General features: G+C 70.4%; 13 protein-coding genes, 1 tRNA gene and 1 pseudogene. 9 read left to right on the plus strand and 6 right to left on the minus strand.

The window, feature by feature from the left end:
• Positions 1-120 precede the first annotated feature (120 nt).
• The 3 genes from QE410_RS02835 to QE410_RS02845 are packed head-to-tail and all read left to right on the plus strand — an operon-like array spanning position 121 to position 1,491.
• Complete coding sequence (locus QE410_RS02835) at positions 121-549, plus strand: YdeI/OmpD-associated family protein (RefSeq protein ID WP_307327543.1); 429 nt, start codon at positions 121-123, stop codon at positions 547-549.
• A 41-nt stretch (positions 550-590) separates the two neighbouring features.
• Complete coding sequence (locus QE410_RS02840) at positions 591-1,223, plus strand: asparagine synthase (RefSeq protein ID WP_307327547.1); 633 nt, start codon at positions 591-593, stop codon at positions 1,221-1,223.
• Between the two features lie 55 nt (positions 1,224-1,278).
• On the plus strand, positions 1,279-1,491 hold the full coding sequence (locus QE410_RS02845; RefSeq protein WP_307327550.1) for a hypothetical protein: 213 nt from the start codon (positions 1,279-1,281) through the stop codon (positions 1,489-1,491).
• 84 nt (positions 1,492-1,575) lie between these two features.
• Here the strand turns inward: QE410_RS02845 and QE410_RS02850 are convergent.
• Positions 1,576-1,648: transfer RNA gene (locus QE410_RS02850), tRNA-Arg, on the minus strand.
• Between the two features lie 146 nt (positions 1,649-1,794).
• On the opposite strand from QE410_RS02850, the gene QE410_RS02855 reads away from it, so the two are divergent.
• Positions 1,795-3,291, plus strand: a complete 1,497-nt coding sequence (locus QE410_RS02855) for an L-serine ammonia-lyase, iron-sulfur-dependent, subunit alpha (protein WP_307327553.1) — start codon at positions 1,795-1,797, stop codon at positions 3,289-3,291.
• A 113-nt stretch (positions 3,292-3,404) separates the two neighbouring features.
• On the opposite strand, the gene QE410_RS02860 is transcribed toward QE410_RS02855, so the two are convergent.
• The 3 genes from QE410_RS02860 to QE410_RS02870 all read right to left on the minus strand — a co-directional run bounded on the left by QE410_RS02860 (position 3,405) and on the right by QE410_RS02870 (position 5,813).
• Complete coding sequence (locus tag QE410_RS02860; protein ID WP_307327556.1) at positions 3,405-3,836, minus strand: MarR family winged helix-turn-helix transcriptional regulator; 432 nt, start codon at positions 3,834-3,836, stop codon at positions 3,405-3,407.
• Between the two features lie 295 nt (positions 3,837-4,131).
• Entirely contained in the window at positions 4,132-4,749 is a 618-nt protein-coding gene (locus tag QE410_RS02865) for a histidine phosphatase family protein (RefSeq protein WP_307327559.1), read from the minus strand.
• Positions 4,750-5,054: 305 nt separating this feature from the next.
• Positions 5,055-5,813, minus strand: a complete 759-nt coding sequence (locus QE410_RS02870; RefSeq protein WP_307327562.1) for a hypothetical protein — start codon at positions 5,811-5,813, stop codon at positions 5,055-5,057.
• A 154-nt stretch (positions 5,814-5,967) separates the two neighbouring features.
• Here QE410_RS02870 and QE410_RS02875 point away from each other — a divergent pair, with 154 nt between their 5' ends.
• The 5 genes and pseudogenes from QE410_RS02875 (at position 5,968) to QE410_RS02890 (ending at position 10,689) form a co-directional block, all read left to right on the plus strand.
• Entirely contained in the window at positions 5,968-6,801 is an 834-nt protein-coding gene (locus QE410_RS02875) for a Cof-type HAD-IIB family hydrolase (protein WP_307327565.1), read from the plus strand.
• A gap of 150 nt (positions 6,802-6,951) precedes the next feature.
• Positions 6,952-8,397: an amino acid permease gene (locus QE410_RS02880; RefSeq protein WP_307327568.1), complete on the plus strand. Its 1,446-nt coding sequence runs from the start codon at positions 6,952-6,954 to the stop codon at positions 8,395-8,397.
• A 186-nt stretch (positions 8,398-8,583) separates the two neighbouring features.
• Positions 8,584-8,682: pseudogene (locus QE410_RS17075) on the plus strand (DUF2510 domain-containing protein); the annotation flags it as partial.
• Between the two features lie 36 nt (positions 8,683-8,718).
• Positions 8,719-9,225, plus strand: coding sequence for an excalibur calcium-binding domain-containing protein (locus QE410_RS02885; RefSeq protein WP_307327571.1), 507 nt, complete (start codon positions 8,719-8,721; stop codon positions 9,223-9,225).
• Positions 9,226-9,366: 141 nt separating this feature from the next.
• A complete protein-coding gene (locus QE410_RS02890) occupies positions 9,367-10,689 on the plus strand; it encodes an NAD(P)/FAD-dependent oxidoreductase (protein ID WP_307327574.1) in 1,323 nt (440 codons plus the stop codon).
• A 141-nt stretch (positions 10,690-10,830) separates the two neighbouring features.
• On the opposite strand, the gene QE410_RS02895 is transcribed toward QE410_RS02890, so the two are convergent.
• Positions 10,831-11,691, minus strand: coding sequence for a sulfurtransferase (locus QE410_RS02895; RefSeq protein WP_307327576.1), 861 nt, complete (start codon positions 11,689-11,691; stop codon positions 10,831-10,833).
• 160 nt (positions 11,692-11,851) lie between these two features.
• On the minus strand, positions 11,852-12,142 hold the full coding sequence (locus QE410_RS02900) for a DUF4287 domain-containing protein (RefSeq protein WP_307327579.1): 291 nt from the start codon (positions 12,140-12,142) through the stop codon (positions 11,852-11,854).
• Between the last annotated feature and the right edge of the window lie 3 nt (positions 12,143-12,145).

A 12,145-nucleotide genomic window follows, 5' to 3' on the forward strand; every position in this document is an offset into this window, starting at 1 on the left:
CCTGCCTCCGCATCGCCGCTGCATCTTCTTCGGAGCCTACGCGGCGGGGGATTGGGGTCCCGTGCTCTTGACGCGCGGGGGTCGGTGACCCGTTCGTGAGGCTCTGCCACAATGACGCACATGCGCTTCGACACGACTCTGTCGCAGATGGGCAACAACACCGGCATCGAAGTGCCGCCCGAGGTGATCGACCAGCTCGGCGGGGGCAAGCGCGCGGCCGTGGTGGTCGACGTCAACGGTTACGTCTACGCCAGTACCGTCGGGGTGATGGGCGGGCGTTTCCTCATCCCCTTCTCGTCCGACAAGCGCGCCGCCACGGGGCTGTCGGGAGGGGATGCCATCACCGTCACCCTCACGCTTGACACGGCGCCGCGCACGGTCGAGGTCCCCGACGACCTGGCGGCGGCGTTGGCCGAGGCGGGCGTCCGTGCGTCGTTCGACACGTTGTCGCCGAGCGCCCGCAAGGCGCACGTGACCAGCGTCGAATCCGCCAAGGCCGCCGACACCCGCGCGCGCCGGATCGCCGCGGTCGTGGACAAAGTGTCCTGAGGGTCGTGCGCCGCGGGCGATAGCCTGGGACGGGAGGTTCCGTGGGGCGCACGAATGAGGCCATCGCCGAAGGGCTGTCCATCGCGACAGCGGCGGCTCGGCTCGCCGTGCGCAATCGCATCCTCGTCCAGACCATCGCGCGGGGTGCACAGTTCGACGGTGAGGTGTTCGCCGAGTACGCGCGCAAGACGCTCCACGCCCTCGCCGCAGAGCAGGATCAGGCGGCCGCGAGGGTGACGCATCAGCGCAAGCGCGCGTGGGGGCGTTTCTCCGACTCCTCGGGCACGCACGACTACCGCGACCGCGACACCCGCAACCTCCGCCGCCGTGCCAAGCAGTCGCGCGGGGTGGCGAAAGAGCTGCGCGCGTTCGCCGACGATCCCGAACGCGTGGCGAACCTGGTCGCCGATGCGCGGGTCGCCGCGTGGGGCGACGTCGAGGCCAACCTCCGTCAGCGTCTCGACGTCGAGGGCATGACGGCCGACGCCGACCCGGAGTACGCGCAGATGCGCAAGGCCCGCATGGACGCCTTGCGCATGGTCGACCTAGCCCGTCTCGCCTCGCAGGCGAAAAGACGGGCGAAAGAGAGGGCCGCCGCCGACGAGGCGGCGCCCGACCAGGCGACCTCCGACGGCGACAAGGCCGGCAAGAAGAAGAAGTCGGCCGCGCGCTGATCCGCCGTCTCGCCCGAGGCGCGGTAACCTCGGCGGCGAACGGAAGGGGAACGCCATGGCGGAGCGTCGATTCGGGCGGAAGGCGCGGGTGCCGCGTCCCGGTTACGCGCTGGTGTCGGTGAGCGCGCGCGACGCCAACGGTTTCGTGCACCACTACGACGAGATCGAGGCGCCCCTGGGCTCGCTCCGCGAATCGCTGGCGATCCTGCACCTGCATTCGTCGGAGATGGATGCCGCGCACCACGGCGACGAGGCGGCTTCGCGCTGAGCCGGACCGCCGGGTCGCCGGATACGAAAAAGCCCCGGCCGGAGTTTCCTCACGGCCGGGGCTTGTCACTGTCTCAACACAGTGTGCGCCCGAAGGGACTCGAACCCCTAACCTTCTGATCCGTAGTCAGATGCTCTATCCATTGAGCTACGGGCGCAGGACCTCCGCGCGATACGGCGCGCAGGCCGTGGTCAAGCATAGCCGGGACCCCGGAAGACGTCTAATCGGCCCCCCACGCGATGCATCCCGGGCGTGGCGCGGAGGTGTCTGTCCGGTGTCGGAACGGCGACGTACGCTGGCGGGATGAGCGCATACACCTCCGCGTTCGAGCTGTTCTCCATCGGGATCGGACCCTCGAGCTCCCACACCGTCGGCCCCATGAAGGCCGCTGTCGATTTCGTCACGAGGCTGCGGGGCGACGGCGCGCTCGACCGGGTGTCGTCCATCTCGTGCGCCCTCTACGGCTCGCTGGGCGCCACCGGCATCGGTCACGGCACCCCCGATGCCGTCGTCGCGGGCCTGCAGGGCCTCGACCCCGAGACGGTGGACCCGGATGCCGTGCGCCGGGCGTGGTCGGACTGGCCCGAGGGGCGGATGCTCGCGCTCGCCGGCTCGCACGAGATCCCGTTCGCGAAGGCCGACATCTCGCTCGAGCCCCGAACGCGCCTGCCCGGCCACCCCAACGCCATGACGCTCGTCGCGCGCGACGCCGACGGCGCGGTGATCGCCGACGACACGTACTACTCGATCGGCGGGGGCTTCATCCGTCGCGACGGCGAACCGCCGCGCGTGGCGACCGCGCCGATGCCGCTCGCCTTCGACGATGCGGCCACCCTCATCGCCCTCTGCGACGAGCGCGGCATCACGATCGCCGAGGCGGCGCGGCTCAACGAGGCCGCATTGCGCTCCGACGAAGAGATCGCCGCGGGGCTCGACCGCATCTGGGATGCCATGGCGGCCTGCGTGAACGCCGGACTCGAGAACGACGGCGTGCTCCCCGGCATCCTGAAGGTGAAGCGTCGGGCCGCTGTCATCCGCGGACAGCTGGATGCCATCGCGGCCGAGGGCCATCGCGAGCTGCCGGGGGAGTGGCTCGGTGCCTTCGCGCTCGCGGTGAACGAAGAGAACGCGGCGGGCGGGCGCGTGGTGACGGCGCCGACGAACGGGGCGGCGGGGATCCTGCCCGCCGTGGCCATGTACTGGTGGCGCTTCCTCGCCGATTCCGGACTCGGGGTGGGCAACGCGGTGACGCCGCACGGCGAGCTGGTCGGCAGTGCCCTGCTCGGATACGACGGTCACGCCGTCACGCGTACCGAGGTGTCGCAGTGGGATGACGACGACGTCGCCGAGGCGAACCGCCGACGCGGCATCCGGCGATTCCTGCTCACGGCGACGGCGCTCGGGTCACTCTTCAAGGCCAACGCGTCGATCTCGGGCGCCGAGGGCGGATGCCAGGCCGAGGTGGGATCGGCGTGCGCGATGGCGGCCGGCGGACTCACCGCCGTCATGGGAGGCACGAACCGGCAGATCGAGAACGCCGCCGAGATCGCGATGGAACACCACCTCGGGCTCACCTGCGACCCGGTCGGAGGGCTCGTGCAGATCCCCTGCATCGAGCGCAACGCGATCGCCGCGTCGACGGCCGTGACGGCGGCCCGGCTCGCCCTGCGCGGCGACGGCAGTCACTACGTGTCGTTGGATGCCGTGGTCGAGACGATGCGCCAGACCGGCATCGACATGTCGACGAAGTACAAGGAGACGAGCGAGGGCGGTCTCGCGGTCAACGTCATCGAGTGCTGAGGATGCCGTCGGCACCCATCTGCGCAAAGAAGGTCGGAATCGTCAGAACCTGCGGGCCCGGCAGCGACCAGGCGCGACAGCCGAACGATCGCCCGCGTCGGTGCGCAGTGGGTTCAGGCGCCGTCTCGGAGCTTCGCGGTGAGAGCGTGCAGCTGGGCGAGCTCGTCGTTGTCGAGGCGAGACATGCGCTGGGCGATCGAGCGCCCGTGCGAGGCGGCGATGCGGCGGAACACGACCGCACCGTTCTCGGTGGCGGTGACGAGCGAGCCGCGGCCGTCTTCGGGGTCGGCGCACTTGGTCAGCAGTCCGCGTGTGACCATGCGTTCGACCAGGCGCGAGACGCTCGGCTGGCTGATCAGCATGTTCCCGGTGACGTCGCGTAGGCGAGCGGTCATCCGCGGCGCCCGGGTGACGGTCAGGAGCACGTCGTACTCCGCCTGCGTCAGCTCCGTGCCCTCGAAGTCGCTGCGGATGTCTTCGAACACCTCGTGCTGCGCGCGGAAGAGGCTCTCCCAGGCCTGCACGGCGAGGCGTCGATCGGTCATCTCCTCAGCGTAGGGCCGACGGCGCTGGTTGCGCCGCGCTGTTCCGCCGCGCGGGGCGGGTGAGATAAGGGGTGCTTCGCGCCGGACAGAGTAAGGGCCGGTCGGAGAGGCTTCCGACCGGCCCTTGTCCCTGCACCAAGAGTGTCCTGCAATCACATGTCGGCAGCTGCCACAGCAAAACAACTACCGTGCGAGCACTCTATAACGGTGGGGTAACGGAAGGGAAGAGTCCGTCGTTACATTCTCGTGATGAATTTTCGCTCGGTCCTCTGCGGGTTCCGGCCCGCCGTACGGGTCACCGACCCCGCACGTGGTTCCACTGCGTGATGACCTCGGTTCCATGCTCGAACCCGAGCTCGCTGACCGCCGATGTGCCGAGTACGAAGTAGCGGCCACCCGCGGCGGTGAGGCCGAGCCACGTCCCGGCGAGGGCGCGCAGGAGATGCCCATGCGAGAACAGCAGAACCTGCTGTCCGGCGCGCACCCGCGGGCGCAGTTCGTCGAGCAGGGACTCGGCCCGCGCGGTCACGGCGGTGACGCTCTCGCCCGGGGTGTCACCCGCGGGCGTGCCGTCCCACACTGTCCACGGGTGGCCGAGGCGTTCGATGATCTCGGGGGTCGTGAGGCCCTCGAAGGCGCCGTAGTCCCACTCGACCAGTCGAGGTTCGGGCCGCGCGTCGGGGTAGCCCGCGCGCGCCGCGGTCTCGACGGCTCGCTGCAGGGGGCTGGTGAGCACGAGGTCGTAACGCCGCGTCGCCAGCAGCGTGCCGGCGAGCTCGGCTTTGTAGGCGCCCGTCTCGGTCAGGGGGATGTCGGTCAGGCCCGTGTGTCGCCCGCTCCGGCTCCACTCCGTCTCTCCGTGGCGCACCAGCACGATGCGACCGTCGGGTGCGGTGAGTTCGGCGTCCTTCACCCGTCCATCCTCGCCCCGTCATCTCGGCCGCGCCAGGTGGCGCCCGTGTCGACGTCGTCGCGCCGAGGCTTCGCATCACGGGTCGGTCCGGGTGTGTTGCCCACCCGCGCTCTCGCGGTCTGCGCGTCGAACGGCGCCTCGCACGCGAAAAGACGGGCCGGTCGGAGATTCCGACCGGCCCGATCCTGCACCAGAGTGTCCTGCAATCACATGCCGGTAGCTGCCACAGCACAACAACTACCGTGCATGCACTCTATAACGGTGAGGTAACGGAGGGGAAGAGGTCTCCGTGATCTTTCCGTTATTCATATGTTTCCCAGGGTCGGGGGCTCCGGCGACGGCGACGAGAGATCACCCGCTCGTCTGACCCAGGCTGCGACGTGGAGGATGTCGTAGGGGAATCGGGCGACAACGGACGCCAGCTCCGGCGACACGTGATGCACGAGCACCTGACTGCGGAAGCGACCCTCGTCGTCCCAGCCGATACCGAATGCGTAGGGCTCCGGCGCAGTCTCGATGGCCGCGCTCTCCGCCTCGTTCACCTGGTCGAGGGTCCACGTGCTCGGAACGACGTGCAGGTACGGCCCCAGCAGAGGCTCCAGGGCGTCCCGCACGGCAGCGACATCGACGGCGGACGCGAGCCCGAACCACCCCCGCGGTCCCCGCGCCGCCAAAAAAGCGACGAGAGCGTCGCCGCGGAGTGCGTCGCATGCCTTGAGCACGTCGCCGCGCAAGATCTCCGACCGCGTCGAAACGCCGCTCACCTCGGGAAAACTCATCTTGTCGAGTCGGGCATAGCTCGCGACGCCCCGGCCGCCCTCGGCGACGACCGCGTCCACGACGGCCTCACCCGTCCACACGCCACGAACGGTGACCATTCCGCTGGGCTGCGGGCCGGTGAGACCGGAGACCGGGAGGGCGAAGGCATCGGTCTCACCGAGCAGCTCGGCGTACAGGCCCTCTCCCCGTAGGAGGAGCCTGTGCGACGCCCCGTCTTCGACGAGGAGCCCCGCGGCGACGACCCGGTCGCCCACCACTACCGCTTGCTGCCTCGCATCGTGCATCAGTGCTCCCTCGCCCGCCGGCATCCCCGTCATCGGAGCATCAGCCTCGCACGACCTTTCCCGAGGCGCACGGGATGATTTCGCACACGGTGGGCGCCGCCGCTCTCGCACCCGGTACCGACTCGTGCTCGAAGCGTCGCCGACGCCTGGGAGGATGGATGCCGTGACCCCCGACATCCGCCTGGTCGCCGTCGATATGGACGGCACACTCCTCGACGGTGACGGCAACGTCCCCGAGCCGCTGTGGGAGATGCTCCCGCGGCTCGCGGAACGGGGAGTGTCCTTCGTCCCGGCCTCCGGGCGCCAGCTCGCGACCCTGCGCGCCACATTCGGCGAGGCCGCTGATGCCATGACCTTCATCGCCGAGAACGGCGCCTACGTCGTGCGGGCCGGGGTGGAGGTGGCATCCGATGCTCTCGACCCCGCGATCCTCGGCCGCGCGGTGCGGCACCTGCGGTCGCTGGGGGCGCAAGGGTACGACCTGGGCGTGGTGGTGTGCGGCAAGCGCTCCGCCTACATCGAGCGCACCGACGAGGCGTTCCGGCGCGAGGCATCGACGTATTACGCCGCGCTGGAGGCGGTCGACGATGTGCTCGCGGTCGACGACGACGTGCTGAAGATCGCCGTGTACGACTTCGCCGTCGCCGAAGAGAGCGTCGGGCGCGCGCTCGACGACATCGCCCGCACGCACCGCGTCGTGGTGTCGGGGCGGCACTGGGTCGACATCATGAATCCGGGCGTCGACAAGGGTGTGGCGCTGCGCCGTCTGCAGGACGCGCTCGGGGTCACCCCCGCCCAGACCGCGGCGTTCGGCGATTATCTGAACGACCTCGAGATGCTCGACGCGGCGCACTGGTCGTACGCAATGGCCAATGCGCACCCCGAGGTCGCCGCCCGCGCCCGCCATCGCGCGCCGTCGAACACCGAGCACGGTGTGCTGACCACGATCGAGGCGCTGCTGGCCGAGGCGCCGGCGCCGACCGCTTGACGTCCCGCGCCGTCGAGGACCGCCGCGAGATCGGCGTGCAGGCGCATGAACGCGGACACGACGCCGGATGTCGCAGGCATCGATTACTCTGACCAGCGTCGCCCGGATGCCTCGACGGCTCCGGGCTCGATCGTGATTGCGAGAACCCCCATGACTCGACCCGCTGCCTCGTCCGTCGACGGAGTTCCCGCCCCACGCACTCTTCGACGGGCGATGGATGCCAGACACCTCGTCATGATCGCGCTCGGCGGTGTGATCGGGTCGGGTCTGTTCCTCAGCTCGGGCTACACCATCCACCAAGCCGGGCCCCTGGGCGCGGTGCTCGCCTACCTGCTCGGCGCGTTCGTCGTTTGGCTGGTCATGGTGTGCCTCGGCGAGCTCGCCGTCGTCTACCCCGTCTCGGGCTCGATCCACATCTACGCCGCCCGCACGATGGGGCCCGCGACCGGCTTCGCGACGGCCTGGCTGTACTGGCTGTGCTGGGTGGTGGCGCTCGGGTCGGAGTTCACGGCATCCGGAATCCTCATGCAGAGGTGGTTCCCGGACGTCGAGGTGTGGGTGTGGTGCATCGTCTTCGCGGGCGTGCTGTTCACCCTGAACGCGATCTCCGCTCGCGTGTTCGGCGAGACGGAGTTCTGGTTCGCCCTCATCAAGGTCGTCGCGATCGTCGCTCTCATCGTGCTGGGGACGATGGCGATCTTCGGCCTCACGCCGCTGTCGCCCGAGCCGCACCAGGCGGTGGGGCTGAGCAACTTCGCCACGCCGGAGGGGCTCCTCCCGGCCGGTCTCGGGGGCGTGCTCATCACGTCGCTGGCGGTGTTCTACGCCTTCAGCGGCGCCGAACTCGTGGGTGTCGCGGCGGGCGAGACGAAGGACCCGAGCCGGAACATCCCCCGTGCCCTGCGCTCGACGGTGCTGCGGTTGCTGATCCTGTTCGTCGGGTCGATCATCGTGATCGCCGCCCTCCTGCCGTACGAGCAGGCGGGGCTCAGCTCCAGCCCGTTCGTCGACGTCTTCGAGTACGTGGGCGTGCCGTACGCCGCCGACGTCATGAACTTCGTCGTCATCACCGCCCTTCTCTCGGTGGGCAACAGCGGCCTGTACTCGTGCGCGCGCATGCTCTTCTCGCTGGCCGAGGAGGGGTACGCGCCCCGCGCCTTCACGAAGCTGACCCGCCGCGGCATCCCGATGCTCGCCCTGCTGGTCAGCCTCGCCGTCGGCCTCGTCTCGCTCGTCACGAGCGTCGTCGCCGCTGAGACGGTCTACATCGTGCTCGTCTCGATCGCCGGGTTCGCGGCCGTCGCCGTCTGGATGGCCATCGTCGCGGCCCAGTTCTTCCACCGGCGGCAGTTCCTGCGCAACGGCGGCGACCTGTCCACCCTCGCCTTCCGCACGCCGTTCTACCCGCTCGTGCCGATTCTGGCGTTCGTGCTGCTGACCGCGTCGATCGTCGCCATCGCGTTCGACCCGAACCAGGCGCCGGCGCTGTATTTCGGCATCCCGTTCGTGGGTCTCTGCTATCTCGTGTTCTGGGTGCTCTACGGGCGCAAGGGCATCACCCCCGCACGCCGCGACGAGGAGGCGCCCGTCGGCTGACGTCAGCCTCACTGTGCTCATGCACTCCAGTGGACGCTGCGCGCAGACTGATGCGCCTGCAAACGCAATCGTCGCCTTCGCGCTGCGGTCGGGTCACCATGATCCGCCAGGATGACCGACGGGGGAGCGCCATCGGGGCGCACGCATACGTCGGCCACGAGGACGCGGCCGAAGTGGGGGGAAACTATGGGGCACGTCAATCTGCCCGCGGCCGGATGGTACGCGGCACCGCACGCTCATGGTGAGCAGCGGTACTGGGATGGTGCAGCGTGGATCGAGCCGCAACAGACGGCGCAGTCGGTCTCGTTCATGATGCGAGCCATGAAGCGCCGGACCGGCGCGATCATGGCCGGTTCGGCTCTCGCGCTCGGTCTCCTCGTGGGCGGCGCATCGGCAGGTGCGGGAACGCAGGCCGAGCTGAACGCGCTCAAGGCCCATACGTCAGTGCTGGAGGCAGATATCGCGGCCGCGCAGGACCAGGTCGATGTATCGGCAGCCGATCTCGCATCGGCGACCGCCTCGAACGACGCGATGCTGAAGGAGCGCGATTCCGCGACGGCGCGGGTCACGGAACTCGAGGCGGCGGCGACGGCGGCTCGTACTGAGCTCGACGCCCGGGCCGCGACGATCGCAGACCTGCAGGGTAAGGTCGCCGCGCAGAGCGGAACGACGCCTGCGGCTGAGGCCGAGGCGCCGAAGTCGCCGACATCGGTCTCCTACAAGAACTGCACGGCTGCCCGCGAGGCGGGGGCGGCTCCCGTCCGCCGAGGTGACCCGGGTTACGGCTCCCATCTCGACCGCGACGGCGACGGAGTCGGCTGCGAGTAAGCCGGCTGTACGCCTGGGCGAATCGCCGCCTCAGCACCGTCCGTGGCGGTGACTGCGGGCCGCGGCCGCGCCGCAGTACGGTCTCCACGGGCGACGCCGACCCATACCGGGTCGGATGATCGTCCCGCGTGAGAGGTCGCTATGGGAACGACAGACACCCTCGTCGTGGGCGCGGGCGTGTCGGGCCTCGCCGCCGCCCGCCTCCTCACTCGCGCGGGGCACCGTGTAGTGGTGCTGGAGGCGCGAAACCGCGTCGGCGGACGGGTCTTCACCGACCGCACCGGCGGGCACATCACCGACCGCGGCGCCTCGTGGATCCACGGGATCACCGACAGCCCGGTCGCGGCGGCGGCACGGGCGTTCGGCATGCCGATGGTCGAGTTCACCGTCGGCGGATACCAGCCCGACAGTCGGCCGCTGGCCTACTTCGACGCGGAGGGGCGCCGGCTCGACGCGGCCGCGGTGGGCCAGTACGCCGACGACGTCCGCACGCTGAACCGCGCGCTGGTGGGGATCATCGCGGGCGCGCCGGCCGGCGCCACTTACGCCGATGTCGTCGCCCGGGCCCTGTCGATGCAGGACTGGGATGCCGAGCGGAAGGAGCGCGTGCGCGAGTACAACGACCGCCGCGCCCAGGAGCAGTACGGCATCGGTATGGGCGGCCTCGGTGCCCACGGCCTCGACGACGACACGGTCGACGGCGACGAGGTGGTCTTCCCGCACGGCTACGACGAGTTGGCGCAGCACCTCGCCGAGGGGCTGGACGTGCGTCTGGAGCATGTCGTGTCGACGGTGCGGTGGTCGGCCTCCGGCGTCGCGATCGAGACCGACCGGGGCGTCTTCGCGGCGGGCGAGGCGGTCGTCACGGTCCCCGTCGGCGTGCTGCACGGTGACGACTTCGTGATCGAGCCCGAGCTGCCCGCGCCGCATCGACGTGCCCTCGGCCTCCTGCGCATGAATGCGTTCGAGAAGGTCGTTCTGCGCTTCGCGAAGCGGTTCTGGGATGCCGGGGTCTACGGCATCCGTCAGCTCGGCGACGAAGGGGAGTGGTGGCACTCCTGGTACGACCTCGGGCGCCTGCACGACGAGCCGGCGCTGCTGACCTTCGCGGCCGGGCCCGCCGCCGTGGCCACCCGCACGTGGAGCGATGCCGAGATCGTGGCATCCACTCTCGCGCAGCTTCGCCGGCTCTACGGCGATGCGGTGCCCGAGCCCACCAGCGCGATCGTGACCCGCTGGCAGGACGACCCGTTCTCGCGCGGGTCGTACGCCTATATGCTGCCCGGCTCGGTCGGCGCCGACCACGACGTGCTCGCCGAACCCGTAGGCGGCGTGCTGCACCTGGGAGGCGAGGCGACATGGGGCGACGACCCGGCGACGGTGCCCGGCGCGATGCTCTCGGGGCACCGCGCCGCGCAGAACGTCCTGGGTCGTGAGATCCCGGTGAGCGACCTCTGGGCCTAAGTCATCGGGGTCCGGGACCGTGTCAGCGAGGGGTTGACCGTTGACTTACGCCGTGTGTTCGCGGCGGCGCGCTCGAAGCGGGCAGTCGGCGCGAGTCATGACGAGCGAGCGCACCTCGGCGAAGACGGATGCCGGGAGGCGTCACCGCGGCTCGGGGCCCGTCGCCACGGGCAGGTCGGGGTGGTTCGACCACTGGCTCCACGACCCGGGGAACACCCGCGGCTCGAAGCCGGCGAGGGTGAGAGCCACCGCCTGATGAGCCGCGGTGACGCCCGAACCGCAGTACACGCCGACCTGTGCTCCGTCTTCGGCCCCGAGCATCCGGAACCGCGACCGCAGCTCGTCGGGCGCACGGAACCGTCCGGCGCTGTCGACGTTGTCGGTCGTCGGGGCGCTGACCGCGCCCGGAACGTGCCCCGCGCGCGGGTCGATGGGTTCGGCCTCGCCGCGATAGCGCTCGCCGGCGCGGGCGTCGAGCAGCAGCGCTGCGTCGGCGAACGCGCTCACGGCGTCGAGCTCGAGCACCGGCAGCGACCCATAGGCGAGGGTGACGTTCCCCGGCGCGGGAGTCTCGGCATCCCCCGTCTCGAGCTCGTACCCCCCGTCGGTCCAGGCCCGTAGTGATCCGTCGAGCAGGCGCACGTCGGCGATACCGGCGTGACGCAAAAGCCACCAGGCGCGTGCGCTCGACATGTTCTTCAGGTCGTCGTAGACCACCACGGTGTCGCCCGCGTCGACGCCCCAGCGCCGCGCGGCGGCCTGCAGCGTCTCGATGGAGGGGACCGGATGCCGCCCGTCGGTCGGTGCGCCGTGCGCGGCGAGGTCGTGGTCGAGGTCGACGTACTGCGCGCCGGGGATGTGACCGGCGAGGTACTCGGGCCGCCCGTCGGGGCGATCGAGGCGCCAGCGCACGTCGAGCACGCGCACCGGGCCTCCGTCGGGGAAGGCCCCCGCGTCGAGGGCGGCGTGCAGCGCGGGTGCGGTCGTGAGGATCGAGGCCATGTGCCCAGTCTGGCCCTCCGTCGCGGCTGGCGGCGTCGCGTGTCTCGCCGTCGGCCATGCGCGCTGGCGCCCGGTCGTGCCGCGACGCGATCGGCGCGGTCTCGGTGGCCTTGCGCAGCCCGTGGGCGCGGTCGTCACGGCACGGCTCTGGGGGAGTCGGTCAGCGGTCGGGGTTGCTCGCCGCCCCGTCGAGCCAGAGCGTGTCGCTCTGGTCGCCGTGCGCACCGGCCTTGCCGACGTGCGCGTCGCTGATCTTCGGCCCTTTCGTGATCACGTGCACGAGCGCCATGCCGTGACCACGACCGAGGTCGTAATCGGTCTTCAGCCACTCGAGGATGGGCGTGGCCTTCGTGCTCGGGCCGAAGCCGCGTTCCTCGGCGAGGGCGAGGAACTGGCGCGGGGTCAGCCCCGTCTTGATTTCGATGTTGTCGAGGTATGACTGGAAGGACATGAC

Origin of the sequence: Microbacterium sp. SORGH_AS_1204, from assembly GCF_030818935.1 — a bacterium.
Classification (GTDB): Bacteria; Actinomycetota; Actinomycetes; order Actinomycetales; family Microbacteriaceae; genus Microbacterium.

Coding starts and splice junctions, on each gene's coding strand:
- QE410_RS02835 (WP_307327543.1), top strand. CDS start 121: ATGCGCTTCGACACGACTCTGTCGCAGATGGGCAACAACACCGGCATC.
- QE410_RS02845 (WP_307327550.1), top strand. CDS start 1,279: ATGGCGGAGCGTCGATTCGGGCGGAAGGCGCGGGTGCCGCGTCCCGGT.
- QE410_RS02855 (WP_307327553.1), top strand. CDS start 1,795: ATGAGCGCATACACCTCCGCGTTCGAGCTGTTCTCCATCGGGATCGGA.
- QE410_RS02860 (WP_307327556.1), bottom strand. CDS start 3,836: ATGACCGATCGACGCCTCGCCGTGCAGGCCTGGGAGAGCCTCTTCCGC.
- QE410_RS02870 (WP_307327562.1), bottom strand. CDS start 5,813: ATGCACGATGCGAGGCAGCAAGCGGTAGTGGTGGGCGACCGGGTCGTC.
- QE410_RS02875 (WP_307327565.1), top strand. CDS start 5,968: ATGGATGCCGTGACCCCCGACATCCGCCTGGTCGCCGTCGATATGGAC.
- QE410_RS02880 (WP_307327568.1), top strand. CDS start 6,952: ATGACTCGACCCGCTGCCTCGTCCGTCGACGGAGTTCCCGCCCCACGC.
- QE410_RS02885 (WP_307327571.1), top strand. CDS start 8,719: ATGAAGCGCCGGACCGGCGCGATCATGGCCGGTTCGGCTCTCGCGCTC.
- QE410_RS02890 (WP_307327574.1), top strand. CDS start 9,367: ATGGGAACGACAGACACCCTCGTCGTGGGCGCGGGCGTGTCGGGCCTC.
- QE410_RS02895 (WP_307327576.1), bottom strand. CDS start 11,691: ATGGCCTCGATCCTCACGACCGCACCCGCGCTGCACGCCGCCCTCGAC.
- QE410_RS02900 (WP_307327579.1), bottom strand. CDS start 12,142: ATGTCCTTCCAGTCATACCTCGACAACATCGAAATCAAGACGGGGCTG.